The 15919-nt window shown below is 42.2% G+C and carries 17 protein-coding genes and 1 pseudogene; 5 read left to right on the plus strand and 13 right to left on the minus strand.

The window, feature by feature from the left end; all coding sequences use genetic code 11:
- Positions 1-48: 48 nt before the first annotated feature.
- The 3 genes from E3E24_RS00380 (at position 49) to E3E24_RS00390 (ending at position 1779) form a co-directional block, all read left to right on the plus strand.
- The gene (locus E3E24_RS00380; protein ID WP_167886141.1) at positions 49-330 is read left to right on the plus strand and encodes a hypothetical protein; all 282 of its coding nucleotides are present in this window, start codon (positions 49-51) and stop codon (positions 328-330) included.
- Positions 331-459: 129 nt separating this feature from the next.
- A complete protein-coding gene (gene tfe / locus E3E24_RS00385) occupies positions 460-999 on the plus strand; it encodes a transcription factor E (RefSeq protein WP_255454039.1) in 540 nt (179 codons plus the stop codon).
- A 45-nt stretch (positions 1000-1044) separates the two neighbouring features.
- The gene (locus E3E24_RS00390) at positions 1045-1779 is read left to right on the plus strand and encodes a DUF2110 family protein (RefSeq protein WP_167886476.1); all 735 of its coding nucleotides are present in this window, start codon (positions 1045-1047) and stop codon (positions 1777-1779) included.
- On the opposite strand, the gene E3E24_RS00395 is transcribed toward E3E24_RS00390, so the two are convergent.
- From E3E24_RS00395 to E3E24_RS00435, 9 genes are all read right to left on the minus strand, one after another.
- On the minus strand, positions 1763-2704 hold the full coding sequence (locus tag E3E24_RS00395; RefSeq protein ID WP_167886143.1) for a hypothetical protein: 942 nt from the start codon (positions 2702-2704) through the stop codon (positions 1763-1765). The two genes, E3E24_RS00390 and E3E24_RS00395, sit on opposite strands and share 17 nt — an antisense overlap.
- 130 nt (positions 2705-2834) lie before the next feature.
- Positions 2835-3713: an Mrp/NBP35 family ATP-binding protein gene (locus E3E24_RS00400; RefSeq protein WP_167886477.1), complete on the minus strand. Its 879-nt coding sequence runs from the start codon at positions 3711-3713 to the stop codon at positions 2835-2837.
- A gap of 166 nt (positions 3714-3879) precedes the next feature.
- On the minus strand, positions 3880-4827 hold the full coding sequence (gene porB / locus E3E24_RS00405; protein ID WP_167886144.1) for a pyruvate synthase subunit PorB: 948 nt from the start codon (positions 4825-4827) through the stop codon (positions 3880-3882).
- A 10-nt stretch (positions 4828-4837) separates the two neighbouring features.
- Positions 4838-6022 carry a pyruvate synthase subunit PorA gene (gene porA, locus E3E24_RS00410; protein WP_167886145.1) on the minus strand — a complete coding sequence of 395 codons (1185 nt, stop codon included), beginning with the start codon at positions 6020-6022 and terminating at the stop codon, positions 4838-4840.
- A 10-nt stretch (positions 6023-6032) separates the two neighbouring features.
- Positions 6033-6350 (minus strand): pyruvate synthase subunit PorD, encoded by a 318-nt coding sequence (gene porD / locus E3E24_RS00415; RefSeq protein ID WP_042681794.1) that lies wholly within the window; start codon positions 6348-6350, stop codon positions 6033-6035.
- Between the two features lie 75 nt (positions 6351-6425).
- Positions 6426-7361, minus strand: coding sequence for a 3-methyl-2-oxobutanoate dehydrogenase subunit beta (locus tag E3E24_RS00420; protein ID WP_167886146.1), 936 nt, complete (start codon positions 7359-7361; stop codon positions 6426-6428).
- Between the two features lie 5 nt (positions 7362-7366).
- Positions 7367-8545: a pyruvate ferredoxin oxidoreductase gene (gene porA / locus E3E24_RS00425; RefSeq protein ID WP_167886147.1), complete on the minus strand. Its 1179-nt coding sequence runs from the start codon at positions 8543-8545 to the stop codon at positions 7367-7369.
- A gap of 10 nt (positions 8546-8555) precedes the next feature.
- Positions 8556-8873 carry a 3-methyl-2-oxobutanoate dehydrogenase subunit delta gene (locus tag E3E24_RS00430; protein WP_167886148.1) on the minus strand — a complete coding sequence of 106 codons (318 nt, stop codon included), beginning with the start codon at positions 8871-8873 and terminating at the stop codon, positions 8556-8558.
- A 35-nt stretch (positions 8874-8908) separates the two neighbouring features.
- Positions 8909-9466 carry a pyruvate/ketoisovalerate ferredoxin oxidoreductase subunit gamma gene (locus tag E3E24_RS00435; protein ID WP_167886478.1) on the minus strand — a complete coding sequence of 186 codons (558 nt, stop codon included), beginning with the start codon at positions 9464-9466 and terminating at the stop codon, positions 8909-8911.
- Between the two features lie 308 nt (positions 9467-9774).
- Between E3E24_RS00435 and E3E24_RS00440 the strand changes: the two are divergent.
- Positions 9775-10738: pseudogene (locus E3E24_RS00440) on the plus strand (anion permease).
- A 9-nt stretch (positions 10739-10747) separates the two neighbouring features.
- Here the strand turns inward: E3E24_RS00440 and hflX are convergent.
- Positions 10748-12037: a GTPase HflX gene (gene hflX, locus E3E24_RS00445; protein WP_167886149.1), complete on the minus strand. Its 1290-nt coding sequence runs from the start codon at positions 12035-12037 to the stop codon at positions 10748-10750.
- 233 nt (positions 12038-12270) lie between these two features.
- Here hflX and E3E24_RS00450 point away from each other — a divergent pair, with 233 nt between their 5' ends.
- Positions 12271-13803, plus strand: coding sequence for a hypothetical protein (locus E3E24_RS00450; protein ID WP_167886150.1), 1533 nt, complete (start codon positions 12271-12273; stop codon positions 13801-13803).
- A gap of 12 nt (positions 13804-13815) precedes the next feature.
- Here E3E24_RS00450 and E3E24_RS00455 read toward each other — a convergent pair whose 3' ends face one another.
- The 3 genes from E3E24_RS00455 to E3E24_RS00465 form a co-directional block, all read right to left on the minus strand.
- A complete protein-coding gene (locus E3E24_RS00455) occupies positions 13816-14148 on the minus strand; it encodes a nascent polypeptide-associated complex protein (protein ID WP_206204986.1) in 333 nt (110 codons plus the stop codon).
- Positions 14149-14285: 137 nt separating this feature from the next.
- The gene (locus E3E24_RS00460) at positions 14286-15437 is read right to left on the minus strand and encodes a cation:proton antiporter (protein WP_167886152.1); all 1152 of its coding nucleotides are present in this window, start codon (positions 15435-15437) and stop codon (positions 14286-14288) included.
- 5 nt (positions 15438-15442) lie between these two features.
- Positions 15443-15913: a CBS domain-containing protein gene (locus tag E3E24_RS00465; RefSeq protein ID WP_240912167.1), complete on the minus strand. Its 471-nt coding sequence runs from the start codon at positions 15911-15913 to the stop codon at positions 15443-15445.
- Between the last annotated feature and the right edge of the window lie 6 nt (positions 15914-15919).

The raw sequence follows: 15919 nt of genomic DNA on the forward strand, positions 1-15919 counted from the left end.
AAAGATTTAGAATGACCAAAAATTCTCAGCATTCCGGAGGTGGCTTCATTGGAAATCATAGTTGAGAAGTTTAAGCCGAAGATAACAAGACCTTTCAAGAGGAAAAATGAGTACTGGGTCAAGCTCATCGATGAGAGCGGCGAGTATATTATGAAGTTTAAAAGCCCATTGGAGGCAGAAGATGCAGTTTATGGTCTACTAGATTTGCAAGTTTATGGAGGTAAAGTGAAGCTCAAACTTAGGGAAGGCAACGTTATTGAGGACATCGAGATTTTGGAGCTTTACAAGCCTTCAGCAAAAGAGCTTGTTGATGAGTACTTTACCGACTAACTTCTTTAATCTCAATTTTAATGTCCATTGATGTACATCATTAATCTGATTCTAACAAAAACATATATATATCATGGTTGACATAGTAAAGTACTGAGAGACCTTCGCCAACGCTAAATTTTGCTAAAATTGGATGATAGGGAGGTCTTTTTCATGCCAAGACGAAAGAACAAGGAGCTCATAGAACTTGCAATGGACATTGGAGGAGAAGAAGCTGTTGAAGTAATTAAGGCTCTCGAAAAAAAAGGTGAGGCTACTGATGAAGAACTCGCTGAGATGACGGGTATAAGGGTAAATACCGTTCGCAAAATCCTCTACGCCCTTTATGATCATCAGCTTGCAGAGTTCAGAAGGACAAGGGACAAAGAGACCGGCTGGTACTACTATTACTGGCACCTAGAGACCAAGAGATTGCCAGAAATAATAAGATCTAGGAAAATGCAAGAACTCAAAAAGCTCAAGCAGATGCTTGAAGAAGAAACGAGTGAAATTTACTATCAGTGTGGAACCCCTGGGCATCCAAAGCTGACTTTTGATGAAGCTTTAGAATATGAGTTTCAATGCCCAATTTGCGGCAAAATGCTCCAGCAGTATGACAACACAAAAATTGTAGAGGAGCTCAAAAAGCGAATTGCACAGCTTGAAAAGGAATTAGGAATTAAGAAGTGAGCTCTTTTGTGTTTAATTGATTTATGAACTTCGGGGATGGTGAAGATGAAAGAACTGGTGATTTTAGAGAAGATTTATGGAGACAGGAGCGGTTTTGAAAAGCTCAACCGAAAATTGAAGTCGTTAATTGGAGATTTGGAAGTTGAATGGAAGATAGCAATTACCCAGAAGCAGTGGGTCAAGATTAGGCTTGAAGGGGAAGATGAAGAAATATCTGCCAACTTAATAAGGGAAGAGTTTGGAGAAGTTCCTTACAAGCTCAGCAATGTAAAAGAGGGACAAATCTATAAGGGAAGGTTCATTGACTTAGGTAAGGTTGGCTATGGGGTTTACGTTGATATAGGGATATTCTCTCCAACACCAAAAGATGCCCTAATTCCGCTCTACTACTTGAAGAGGGAATTTGGGGAAAAGCCTGCGAGGCAGATGATTAGAGAATTTGGATGGATTGACTATCTGCCCGTTGAGGTTAGAATTGAGAGAGTTGAATTTGGAGCGAGGGAAGTCGAAGCACACTTTACAGAAAAACAGCTGAAGAGAATTAAGTCCTGGATAAGCGATGGATATGACAAGCTTTTCATTGTAGGAACAATAAGTGAAAAAGTTGAAGAAGCACTGATAAAAACCGGACATTCAAGGGACGTCAAAAGACTGGAAGAACTTGGCCTCATGGAAACCCTCTTGGTTCTAAAAAAAGGAACACAAGCTCCGGGAATAATAAAGGAAATCGGACCATACATAAAGTCTGCGGTAATTGGGGCAATTAAGTTTGAGCAATGATATAAAGCTTTTGAGTTAGCCTAATTGAGAGGGCAGAGCTCACAACAATAAGGGGAGCAAAAAGCATTGGATGAACCGTTAAAAGCGGAAGATACATAAGTGTTAAGATCAACAGAAACAAAACCTGCCCTCTCATTCTAATTGCTACCTTGAAGTTTGTAGCAAACAAGTACAATATGAGGACAAGCTGGATAAAGCTTTCTTTTATAAATCTTGTCAGTACATAGAGGCAACTTTTGTCGAATAGTTTTGTAGATATGCTTGTTCCAAAAATCTCTGAGAGGACTACTATTCCTATTAGAGTCAATCCTATGTAGACATAGTTTCTCTTGTTCCTCTTTGGGAAAGCGATTATAAACGCCAGCGGTATTGCAGAAGCATAAAAGTTTAACTCAATGCTAATCACTGTGAAAATAGAAAGCAAAAATGTATCTAAAACTGCCCTGAAAGTTTTTGGAGTATAGGAAAGGTTCATGATTAAAGCCAATGTTGCAACAAAGAAGAAAAGCACAAAGAAGTTCTTGTCAAAGGTTTTTACAGCTTCTCTAAACGTCGGAGAAGCAAAAGCTAAGCCGTAAATTAGAAAGCCGAGTTCACGAGAAAGCTTTGGAGCGAGATAAAAGATGAAGCACGACAGAAGGAGTAAAAGAGTAAGGTACACCAATTCAAAAGAGAAAGAATCCCAAAAAACCGGCTTTATCACAAACTCATTTGAATTAAAAAACCAGAGAATCGTCATAGAAATCACTAAGAGATAGAGAACAAAGGCTTCAGAACTTTCTTTGAAGAGGTTGTAAACTAGAAGGAGAAATGCAATCAGCAATACAGCTAAAACGATAATTCGTGCAGTATCCGAATGAAGCTGAATCCATTTAAATGCAGTTTGAAAAAGCTGGTTGCCCACTTGACTTTGAATAACCACCACCGTCCTACCCTTAGTATCATCATTATTAAAAAAGTTATGTAGCCCGGTCCAGCGCGGCATCACTGTTTCGGGCTCTCCCGACCTCAGCCGCGCATGCTATTAAAACATAAAGGGGAAGAAAATTTAAGCTTTACTCCTCTTTTTTCATCTCTTCAAGCTTCTTCACGAGTTTTTGAGTAATCTCCATAAATGCCTTGGCAGCTGGAGTATCTTCATATAGAACGATTGGAATTCCCAAATCACTTGCTTCCCTTGCCTTTAAGTCAATCGGTATTTTTCCAAGAAATTCAACGCCTTCTTTTTTGGCAAGCTTTTCCCCACCGCCTTCACCAAAGAGGTCAATCTTGTTTCCACAGTGGGGGCAAAGGAGATAGCTCATGTTCTCAACAACAGCAATGTATGGCACTTCCATCTGCTTCATCATGTTTACAGCCTTCCCCGTATCTAGCAGAGCAACCTCTTGAGGTGTTGTAACAACGATAGCAGCATCAAGCTGAATAGTCTGAACTACTGTTAGGATTTGGTCCCCAGTTCCTGGTGGAAAGTCAATTATCATAAAGTCAAGCTCACCCCACTTCACATCACCCAAAAGCTGCTTGAGTGCTTTTGTAACAAGTGGACCCCTCCAAATGATTGGCTGATCTTCCGGAACCATCATGCCCATGCTCATGACTTTAATTGGTGTCACTTGACCCATAAAATCAGCTGTTGGTGGAATCATTTCGAAGTGGTCATCCACTTTTTCAGCCAAGATTTCAGCCTTCTCAACGCCGAGCATTTTAGCTATGTTTGGGCCATGAACGTCAGCATCTAAAACACCTACAGAATAACCAAGCTTAGCTAAAGCTGCTGCCAAATTAACAGCTACCGTTGATTTACCAACACCACCTTTACCACTGAGAACAGCTATCTTGTACTTCCACTTCTTTTCCTTCTCCTTAATCCTCTGGGTTAACGGGTCAACACCCAACCCAGGCACATTAAATGAGGGAGGAGTTTTTATTGTCATCTTCATCACCTCTTCAATTGCTGAAATTAGATTATCCTAACAACTTATAAGCTTTGTCATAAATAAATGCACTGTTGGACAAAAATGTGTAATCAAAAAACCTAGAGTTCAGAGTGCCAGGGAAAATAACAACATCATAAGGAATAAAAACTTAAGAAGAAAAGAATCAAGGAAGCTCAACTTCTTTTCCAAGAACTCTCCACATTGCTTTAATCTGCTCCTTGAGTTCTTGTATTGCCTCTGGTCTCTTGAATAAGTGCTTGAATCTTCCCTGGAGCTTGAGATACTCTTCAATTGGCTTCTTGAACTTTCCATCCTTGGGGAATCTCTGGAACTTGATGTTTCTTATGTCTCCATTCTCGATTTCAAAGAGTGGCCAGACACCTGTCTCAATTGCTAATTTTGCAACTTCAACTGTCTTCTCTGGTGGAATACGCCATCCTGGGACACATGGACCATGTATCTGGAGGAATGCCGGACCATCAACCAATGCTGCCTTCTTAACTTTTCTATAGAGGTCGTATGGGTCTGCAATGCTTGCTGTTGCGACGTATGGAATCATGTGTGCTGCCGCTATTAGAGCGACCCACTTCTTCGGCTTGTCCTCACCTATTGAGTACTTTCCAGGTGGTGAGGTTGTTGTCCATGCTCCGTATGGTGTTGATGATGACCTCTGAATACCAGTATTCATGTAAGCCTCATTGTCATACATGATGTAAACAACGTTGTGTCTTCTCTCGAGCATTCCAGAGAGTGCTTGTAATCCTATATCAGCTGTACCACCATCTCCAGCAAATGCTAAGATCTTGCCCTTGTAACCGAGCTTCTTCCATGCTGCTTCAATTCCACTTGCAACAGCGGCAGCGTTTTCGAATGCCACATGAACCCATGGAGCCTTCCAAGCTGTGTATGGGAAGACTGCGGAGACAACTTCCATACATCCAGTTGCGTGAGCTATTGCAAAAGCATTTGGATCGCCGTACTTCTCTTCCATAGCTTCGCTAAATGCTTTAGTAGCTAAGCGCATGATTATTGCACATCCACATCCAGCACATGCAGCGTGACCAGGTGCCCGGTACTCGCGAGTTGTGATAGGGGGTTTTCTTACAGCCATTTTAATCACCTCACAAAATCTCCTTCCTTAAGCCAATCCAATAAACATCCTCCTCAACACCCTCTTTCATGGCCTTCTCTGCAATGCTTAATGCTTCCTCAAGCTGCTCGAATGTGACGTCTCTTCCACCAAGACCGATTATGAAGTCAAGGATTATTGGCTTCTCTTTCTCGTTGATGAGTGATCTTGCAACATCAGCAAAGACTGCTCCACCTGAGCCGAAGCTGACATCCTTCTCAAGGATTGCCAAGACCTTTGCCTTCTTAGCCAAAGCTCTAATCTCCTCAATTGGGAATGGTCTGTAGACTGTAATCTTTGCAGCACCGACCTTAACTCCCTCTTCTCTCTTCTTGTCAACGAACTCCTTGAGAGTTCCAGCGAGTGAACCCATTGTTATCATGATAACCTCAGCGTCATCGGTCTTGTACTCCTCAACCATCTGGTACTTTCTTCCAAACTTCTTCTCAAACTCCTCAAAGGCTTCCTTAATGACTTCTCTCGCGTTCTCCATTGCTTCCCACACTGTGTATCTGGCCTCCATGTAGTGAGCTGGGAATCCGAGTGTTCCCTGAGTAATTGGTCTCTTTGGATCGAGGTAAGCGTGCTTTGGCTTGTATTCACCCAAGAATTCGTCAACAAGCTCCTGGTCTGGGATTTCGACAGGCTCAACTGTGTGGGTTAGAATGAATGCATCGAATCCAGTCATTGCTGGAAGGAGGACCCTCTCATCCTCAGCGACCTTGAATGCGATCAAGATTAAGTCTAAAGCCTCTTGGTTGTTCTCAGCGTAGAATTGAATCCAGCCAGTGTCTCTCTCACTAATTGTGTCCTGCCAGTCATTCCAGATGTTGATTGGAGCTGAGAGTGCTCTGTTACCAATAGCCATAACGATTGGCAACCTCATACCAGCTGCAATGAAGAGGATCTCGTGCATCAAAGCTAAACCTTGTGAAGCTGTTGCTGTGAATGTTCTAACACCAGCTGCTGCAGCACCAACACATGCTGAAATTGCAGAGTGCTCGCTCTCAACTTTAATGAACTCAGCATCCAATTCACCGTTGGCAACAAACTCACTAATCTTCTCTGGAACGAGAGTTGATGGTGTAATTGGGAACGCAGCAATGACTTTTGGCTTAGCCAACTTTGCAGCCCAAGCAGCTGCCTCATTACCTTTCATAACCTTCTTCATGGGCATCTAAATCACCTCACTTAACTTCTCTAACCATTGTAATTGCCTTAGTTGGACACTCATTTGCACAAATGCCACAACCCTTACAATAGTCGTAGTCAAAAACTGGGTAGTTCTCTTCATCTAAGTAGATAGCTGGCTCTGGACAGTAAGTGTAGCACAAGAAGCATCTTACACACTTGTCCTTGTTAAACTCAGGCTTGAAGACTCTCCAAGAACCAGTCTTGTTGATTACGCTGCTTCCAGGAATGTATGCAATTGCTCCTGGTGTCATTTTTTCAGTCAGCTCCTTCTGGGCTCTTTCAATATCGGCCTTAAACGGACTTTCAGCCATATATATCACCCCAAGTGAGTTTTCATTTTGAGACTTTAAATTTTTTCAATATTTATCAAACAAAGGAAAGGGAAATCAGCCGAAGATCTCGGCTTTCTTCTTAAGCTCTTCCCATTCTCTAAGCACCCATTCTTGAAGTATTTCAATGTCCTCCTTCGTCATGTACTTGAATCTTCCCTGGAGCTTAAGGAACTCTTCAATTGGCTTTGGCTCCTTCTTTGGATTTGGCATGTTTATCTTGTACTTGCCATTCTCGTATTCGAAGAGCGGGAAGTATGCTGTCTGAACAGCTAATCTAGCAATCTCGATGCTCTTATCTGTTGGGCTTCTCCAGCCCGTTGGACATGGTGCAAAGAGCTGGATGAAGCTCGGCCCTGGTATCTTCTGGGCTTTCTTGAGCTTCCTTATGAAGTCCTCTGGGAATGCAATGCTTGCCGTTGCTGCATAAGGTATCTTGTGAGCGATAACGATGTCAATAACCTTCTTCTTGTGTCTCTTCTCAACAAAGTGCCTCTTTCCTCCAGGTGTGTTTGTAGTCCATGCTCCGTATGGTGTTGATGATGACCTCTGAATACCAGTATTCATGTAAGCCTCATTGTCATACATGATGTATAATGCATCGTGCCCTCTCTCAAGGAATCCGCTCAATGCCTGCAGTCCAATGTCAGCAGTTCCACCATCTCCAGCCCAGCCTACGACCATTATTCCATCTTCGCCCTTGACCTTGTATCCCTTAGCCTTTAAAGCAGCTTCAATCCCGCTTATAACAGCACCTGTAGTCTCGAAAGCTGTGTGGAAGAGGTTAGCGTTAATAGCTGAGTATGGCCAAGGTCCAGCTATGATTGTTGAACAGCAAGCTGGAATTGCAAGGATAGTCTTCTTTCCATAAGCCTTGAGGACGTATCTCAGTCCAAGAGCAGCACCACAACCTTGGCATGCAGTGTGTCCAGCAAAGAAATTCTCCTCAAAAGGTATGCTCAATCTCTTCTTAACATTCTCTGGAATCTCCATTCTTCTCACCTCTTGAGATGATACCACTCAATCTCTCTATCGAGCTTGCCCTTCTCGATTATCTCTTTCATGTTCTTTGCTATTACCTTGATGTCACTGACCGTGAAGTCTCTGCCGCCAAGTCCAACGATGTAGTTCTTCATTATTGGGTGAGCATCAGTGTTGTATAAGACACCCTTAGCCTCGTTGAAGAGTATCCCTTCCTGTCCAAAGGAGAAGTTTCTATCAAGGACTGCAATTCCTTCAACGTTCTTAGCCAATTCATAAAGCTCCTCCTTCGGGAAGGGTCTGAACCATCTCACTTTAGCTGCACCAACCTTGTATCCCTCTTTTCTGAGCAGGTCAACTGCTTCTTTGACTGTTCCCATGAGTGAACCCATTCCCATAAAGACAAACTCTGCGTCATCTGTCTTGTAGAGCTCAATCATTTGAGAGTAGTCTCTACCAAATCTCTCTCCAAACTCTTTGCCAACCTCTTTGATGACTTTTCTTGCCTCTTCCATTGCCTTCTCAATCTTGTATCTGAACTCATAGTAATCAGCTGGAGTCGCCAAAGCACCGACGGCAATTGGATTGTCAAAGTCCAACAATGTGTACAATGGCTCCCTTGGTGGCAAGAACTCATCAATTTCCTCTTGCGGAGGCATGTCTACAATGTCATAGGTGTGGCTCAATATGAAAGCACTCTCAATAACCATAACTGGGAGGTTTACTTTCTTGTGCTCAGCGACTTTAAATGCCATCAGAACTCCGTCGTAAACTTCTTGGTTGTTCTCAGCATAGAACTGCATCCAGCCAGTATCTCTTTGAGCTAAGCTGTCAGTTTGGTCGTCCCAAACGCTCCACGGTGGAGCCATTGCTCTGTTGACGTTAACCATGACTATTGGCAATCTAGCTCCGCTTGCCCAGTGGAGCATCTCGTGCATTAAAGCTAGACCTTGAGCTGATGTGGCAGTGAAAGCTCTCGCACCAGCAGCAGCGGCACCTATACAAGCAGCCATAGCTGAGTGCTCGCTCTCAACAGGTACGTATTGTATGTCAGCCTCACCGTTAGCTATGAATTCAGCAATCTTCTCGATGATTGATGTTTGCGGAGTAATTGGATAAGCAGCAACAACCTCAACTCTCGCATGCTTTGCAGCGTAAGCGGCTGCGTAGTTTCCACTCACAACCTTCTTCGGCATAATTATCACCTCACTTCTCTTCCCTTACCATTGTAATTGCCTTAGTTGGGCACTCATTCGCACAAATGCCACAACCCTTACAATAGTCGTAGTCTATTGCAACGTAGCCATCTTCTTTGATGTAGATTGATGGCTCTGGACAGAACTTCCAACAGATGTAACATTTGACACACTTGCTCTCATCGACTACTGGAATGAAAGTCCTCCAGTCACCTGTGAAGTTTATTAAAGTGGTTCCAAGGCTTATTGGAGCCTCGGGATACTCATCAACAGATTTAAATACTAACTTCTCCGCTTTTGCCTTCTTCTCCCCAAATAAAGTGTTCAAATCATCCACCCCTAAAGGATTTTAAAGGAAAGAAATCAGAGTTCATAAACGACAGTCTTCTCAAAAGCTTCCCTTGCAGCCTTTGCATTCTTTTCTCCAAGCTCACCGGAGAAGGTGTCCTTAATAGCTTCTTCAACTTTGTCGATGCTGACAATTCCTGTTGCCTTTGCGACTGCTCCAAGTATGGAAGTGTTTGTAATTGGCAACCCAAGAACTTCAAGAGCTATGGTTGTTGCGTCAACTAGAGCCAGCTTTGCTGGCCTCTTCTTGAGTTTTTCCAAAACTTCTTCCTTGCTCTTCTCTGTGTTAACTATGACAACTCCCCCTTCTTTGAGACCAGCAGTAACATCAACCGTATCGAGAAGTGATGGATCTAGAACAACGACTATGTCTGGCTCGTAAATTTGGGTCTTAATTCTAATTGGCTTGTCATCAATTCTAGTGAATGCTGTAACTGGCGCTCCTCTTCTCTCAACACCAAAGAATGGGAATGCCTGCACGTACTTGCCCTCTAAGAAAGCCGCCTCAGCTAAAATGTTTGCAGCAGTAACTGCACCTTGTCCACCTCTACCATGAAAACGAACTTCTATCATCATCTTTGCCCCCTAAAGTTTTTCGGTATTAGATTTAGAGAAATGCATTTATTTAGTTTTCGGTATAGAAAGAAGAAGCTTTCACCAGGTGTCTTTGGGTAAGAATGAACACGGTTTGTGGTTGGTGTCTATAAAAGAACATCAAACATCATTAAAGTGATAGTTTACATTTGTAAAGAACATGCAAAAAGATAAACTCCACTAAGTAGTTATTTGCCATTTATCCATCAAAGAACAATATTTTTAAATGCCCTCCACTACTATATAGACTATATACTCTATAGATTCAGAGAGGCGGAGGTGACAACATGGACGGGCTGGTAATCGCAGCGTTAGCAGTTGGATTTTACATTGCATGGAATATAGGTGCAAATGATTCAGCCAACGCAATGGGAACAGCAGTTGGAGCTGGAGTTTTAAGCTTCAGACAGGCAACATTCACAATTGCGGTGTTCGTTCTTTTGGGAGCTTATCTTAAAGGCTACAAAGTCATGAAAACAGTAGGAAAAGGAATTGTCCCCGAAGGATATTTAACGATTGAGATGGCTGTCATAGCTCTTTTAGCTGCTGGTGTTTGGGTGACTATTGCAACTATTAAAGGACTTCCCGTCTCAACAACCCAAGCAATTGTTGGAGGTGTTGTGGGAGTTGGCTTAGCCATCCATGCTCCTATAAGGTGGTTCACACTCTCCAAAATCGTTGCAGCATGGGTAGTTTCACCAATTATCGCTGGTATACTTGCAATGGTTTTGTATAAGTTTTATGGATACCTTATAAATCAGATGAAAAGCATTGGACGTATTGAGCTTTTGTATAAATGGCTGGCTGTTTTGGGCGGTTCTTACATGGCCTTCAACTTTGGGGCAAATGAGGTTGCAAATGCTACTGGACCACTAGTTGGAGCTGGATTTTTGGAGCCAAAGGTTGCCGGGTATTTTTGGCGCAATAAGCTTAGCTCTGGGCTCTCTAACATTCAGCTATGCTGTGATGTACACTGTTGGAAAAAAGATAACAGCATTAGGACCAGCTTCAGCTTTCGCTGCCCAGTTTGGCTCAGCTATTGCCGTAAGTTTGGCCAACATCTTAGGCTTGCCAGTCAGCTCAAGTCAAGCAATTGTTGGTGGAGTTGTAGGAGTCGGCTTAATAACGGGGGAAGGAGTGGATAAATCAACGATAAAGGACATTGTCTTCGGGTGGGTTGCAACGCCGACAACAGCTATAATAATTGCGCTTGGAATTTTCAAGCTGTTCTCTGTGTTTGGGTTGATTTAGCTCTCTACTTTACTTTCTTTTACTTACTGGCGAATACCTTATCTCAACTCCCAGCTTTGTTAGGCTTTTAATCATTCCCACCTGAATGTAAGCTAAAATCTTTGTAAATTCTCCATATTCAATATTGAGAACTTCCCCAATTGAGTTTATCAGGGCAACTACTTGGGGAACTTTATCCTTCTCCTTAACAACGATCTCAAAGGGTTTATATTTTGGCAAAGTAAGTATTGCTCTTTCAAGGGCATTGTAAAGCTCTTCCAGCTGATTCAGCTTTGCTGATATGCTAACAACGTCAAAGATAACGATCCCTCTTTTATCCGCAAGCTCTTTAATTGCTTTCTTTTTATCTTCAATGTCAACTTTTGTCGTCAAGTCCTGCTTATTCAAGACAACAATTATAGGCTTGTCTAAAGCCCTAAGCTCTCTCAGAATTTTGAGAGAAGCCAAAAACTTTCGCTTAATTTCTCTCCAAGGTTCGCTAACGTCCAAAACAAGAAGAATTATATCCGCTCTGGTTATCTCCTCAAGGGTTGAGTGGAAAGCTTCAACAATAAAAGGGGGCAAATCATCTATAAACCCAACTGTATCAGTTACTAAAACCCTCTTTTGATTGACTTTAAACCTCCTCGTTGTAGTGTCAAGGGTTGTGAACATCTGATCTTTGGCTGGGATTTCTTCTCTCGCTAAAGCATTCAAAAGTGTTGATTTTCCAGCATTGGTATAGCCAGCCAAAGCGATTAGAATAAATCCCACTTCCTCTCTCCTTTTCCTCTTAACCTCTCTATCTTCTCTAACTCTCTCGAGCTCCTTCCTTATTTTGCCCATTCTATAGCGGATGTGCTTCAGATACTGGTGAATCTGATACTCACCCATACCTTTAAAACCTGGCTGCTCACCCATTTTGACCCTTCTAATTGCTTCTCTAACGAGGGGTAGTTCATATCTCAAATTAGCAAGCTCAACTTGAAGCTTTGCCTCTTTAGAGTGGGCTCTCTTTTCAAAAATCTCAAGAACAAGCTGCCACTTGTCCATGACGTCAATTCTAAGCTCCTTTGCGATGTTAAAAGCTTGAGACGGCGTAAGCTGGTTTGCAAAAATTATCTTATCTGGTTTAAGCTCCTTAATAAGCTCTTTAATCTCTTGAAGCTTTCCTGGACCAATGTTGTATTTTGGATGTTCCTCTCTAACCTGCTCAACTATTGCAAGAACTTCATAGCCAGCACTACGCAGAAGCTCTTCAAACTCCGCTTTATTTACCCTTTTTCTGGGCGAATGCCTAATAACACCAATTACTTTCATCGGATTAAGCTAACATGTAGGGGTTTATATTCTTTTGGAAGAGATAATACCAAATTGGATAATTCCTCAAATTACGAAGCTTCTAGAATACAGAATCTATTCCAAAATGATAACAATATACACTAAATAAAAATTGAAAATTTGATTTTTGCCTATTGAGGAAGTTATCAAAAAAATCTTTTAAGTATTGTGGGAATTTATAATACATGATGCAAATTTGAGGTGTACCCCCCATGATACGCCTCATATTCTTGGTAATCTCGAAGACAGATATTGTAATCAGTAAGAAAGGCATGAGAGAAGACCTCAAAGGATGGAAGTTCCATGATGTCATCGAGCTAGCTTCACAATATGATGAGGGATTTAAAATTCTGATGGAACTTTTGGAGGATCATGATCCAATCGTAAGGAAGAACGCCCTGTATGTCATAGAGGACATGATAAAGAACAATACTATTGACCATGAAAAGGTGAAGCTAGCACTCGATAAGATTATCAAGCTGACAAATGACAGTGATGAGAGAGTTTCTCTTGAAGCTATTGAGACGTTAAACCTAATCCTGGATAAGATTGAACTTGACCACGAGAGCTATGAAAAGGCTACAAACGCTTTGATGAGAATTGTAAAATCGGGAATGCCCATTTTAAGTGAATATGCGGCTGAGGGGTTAGGAAGCATAGGAGCTAAGATAGCAGTGATTGCATCAAAAATTATCAGTTGGCTGTTCTCCCTAATAAAATCTGGGCAAAAAAGAGAGACCCAAAGTGCCGCTATTACAGCGCTGACAGAGATGGCTTACAAAACAAACAACAAGAAAATCGTAGACAGAATCGTAAGGGGAATGGCAGAAGTTCTTGATGAGCCTGACAGTTACATAAGGGAGAGAGCTCTCAATGCTCTTGAGAGGCTTATCACAAGAAGAGACATGGTATCCAAGCAAACTCTGAGTTTAACTCTGAAAAAGATTCAACCCCTTCTCAGGGATGAAAAACTCAAGGAGAAGGCTGAATTAGTTAAAGAGAGAATACTTAAAGTAGCTCAGATAGATGAAGAGAGAAATGAAGTTATTTCATATAAAAAACAACTTGAAGTAGATCAGTACACTATCAGCGATATAGAAATCCTCCTTGATAGTGGAAAGCAAGAAATAGTCGCTGAAATGTCAAGACACAATCCCGAAGTTCTCGAAAAAATTATTGAACTACTTAGCTCTGATAATTATGCAAGAAGAATTGATGCTCTTTGGATTATTTCAAGAATCGTTCCATATATAGGGCCAACTAAAGCTTATTCAATCCTTCCAATTTTAGGAGATTTCCTGAAAAGCAAAAATAGATGGGTAAGAGACACAGCAGCAAAAACACTCGCCGAGATATATGCTCAGTATCCTGGAACATCCCACTACATACTCTCTCTCCTAGACGTTCTCCTAAAATCAAATAATAACAAAGACATCGAGAGTGCTCTTTTGCTCCTTAAGGAAATTAATGACAAAATTGTCAATCCAAAAATACTGAAGGGTAGCATACTTCTGATGGCAGATCTCCTGGACAGACATGATGTGCGTCCAACGGTTTTGGGATTCATGGCTCAGCAGGCTGAGCATCTCCCAAAATTGGACAACGAAACTCTCAAAACATTGATGGAAAAGTTAAAGTCGATATATGGAGATGAGGGAGGAAGATACGATGAGATAATAGCATCACTTATAGATGTCATAGACGACATTCTAAAGATGAGACAGAAACAAAAAGTCCAAGGATAAGCAAAGAAAGAGCTAAGCTCCTTGAAGTTTGAGGATCGCCTCTGCCAAATCCCCTTTTGTTTCTTCTAATGCTTTTTTAGCAGTCTCATAATCTACACCAGTCTGCTCCATGACAAGCTTAATGTCCTCCTCTGGGATGTTCAGAATTTCTCTAACTTCTTCCTTGCCAACTATCTGGTAGCTCTTCTCTCCCATTGCAACAATTGCTGTAACAACTGGCTCCTTAATCACGATTTCCTTGTTTTCAAAGCGTATTATGACCTCTTTAACCCCTTCAAGCTCTTCCATCGTTATGCCGAGCTGCTTCATCATTTTTTTCATCTGCTTTGGACTCATGCCTTTCATTGGAAACATTTACACCACCTACAAAAGCTCAGAAGTTTGGGGTATTTATAGTTAGCGTGAAAAACTAGGATAAGAAAAGATAAAAACTTACCCCTTCCCTCTCTTTCTCTTCCTTTGAACTTGTCCAAGTTTCCTCGTTAGCCTACATTATTCTCTCCCCTCCTACTGAAGGACATCTTAAGGAGAGGTGGAGTGACGAGAGTGCTGAGGAATATCATGAGCACTATAACAACATAAGCATCTTCCCCAACTATGCCAGCGTTCATGGCTATGGCAAGCATTGCAAGCTCGACTCCCATTCTTGGAACCATCCCAATGCCTACTCTGAGCGACTGCCTTAGCTCAAGCCCAGCAATGAACGCTCCAAGACCACAGCCAATTATCTTGCTAACTATCGCCCCAACTGTAAAGACAAGAGCAAAGATTCCGACATTTGATATGCTTTTGAGCGGAATGCTCATACCAACATCGACGAAAAACAGCGGGATGAACATTGAGTGCGCCACAATCCTCGTATGCTCAAATATTGGCTTCCTAAATTCAGTTTCACTTAAAGCCAAGCCAAATAGATATGCCCCAAGGATCGATGCGAGGTTCATGTGCTCAGCGAGATAAGCAAATGCAAAGAGAACTGCCATCGAGAGGGTTATAGTTGAATCAGCAAAGCCGAGGCGAACGACCTTCCTGAGGAGCCAGTCAATTGCTGGCGGGGCTATGTAGATGGATGCCAAAAGAAAAGCCATAACTTTGAGCAATATAAGCCCTATGCCGACGGAATTTACCCCTCCCTGAACTAAGATTGAAATGACAACGCTGAGAATTATAATTCCAAGGATGTCGTCGACTATTGCAGCAGTTATTATTGTGTTGCCTTCCACCGTCTTCAGGGCATCAAGCTCCATGAGAACCCTAACCGTTAAGCTGACGCTCGTTGGAGTTGTCAATGCACCGTAGAGGAGAGCCTGCTTAAAGCCCTTAAATGGATATACAACAGCAAAGCCAATTAGGAAAGCAATCACAACACCTACAACAGCCGTTAAAAATCCAGCCTTACCAGCTTCCTTAAGTTCATCAACGCTGCTCTCAAGACCTACCATGAAGAGGAGGAAAAGCACGCCCAGCATTGAGATGTCTCTCACTTCGGCAGTTGGCGGAAAGAGCATCCCAAGAAGTATTCCACCGATTATCTGGCCTAAAACAACGGGCTGCTCTATCCTTGCGAATATCCATCCAAAGGTCTCAGCAATCATCAGCATGAGCGCTAAATAGAGTATGAGCTCAAGCTCCATCGGGATCACCGGGCGAAAACCCTGAGGAGCCTTATGACGCTTTGGGCAGAAAATGTACCAACCACAACCTTCTCTTTATCCACAACGGGAAATTGTCTAACCCCAGTTTCAAGCATCATCTCAAGGGCATAGCCAAGGCTGTCGTTAGGACTTAGGGTTATCGGGCGGGTGTTCATAATCTCCTTCACTGGTCTGTCCCAGTCAAAGTGTGCCTCTTTAATTGCATCCATACCAATAAGGACATAATCAGAAGGTGGAAGCGTTAAGTTGATTATTTCATCAATCGAAATGAACCCAAGGAGTCTTCCCTTATCATCCGTAACAACGGCGCAGGTTTCATGCTCAAGCTCTTTGATGAGCTTTTCGATTTTGTCGTCTGGAGAAAGTCTGAGAAAGTTCCTTTCCATTGCAAGCTTTATTGGCATCTTCGAAAGCTTAAATATGTTGAGCTTAGGCTTTTCCTTGTCCTCTGGCAAAATACC

It is taken from the genome of Thermococcus sp. LS2, from assembly GCF_012027375.1.
Classification (GTDB): domain Archaea; phylum Methanobacteriota_B; class Thermococci; order Thermococcales; family Thermococcaceae; genus Thermococcus_B.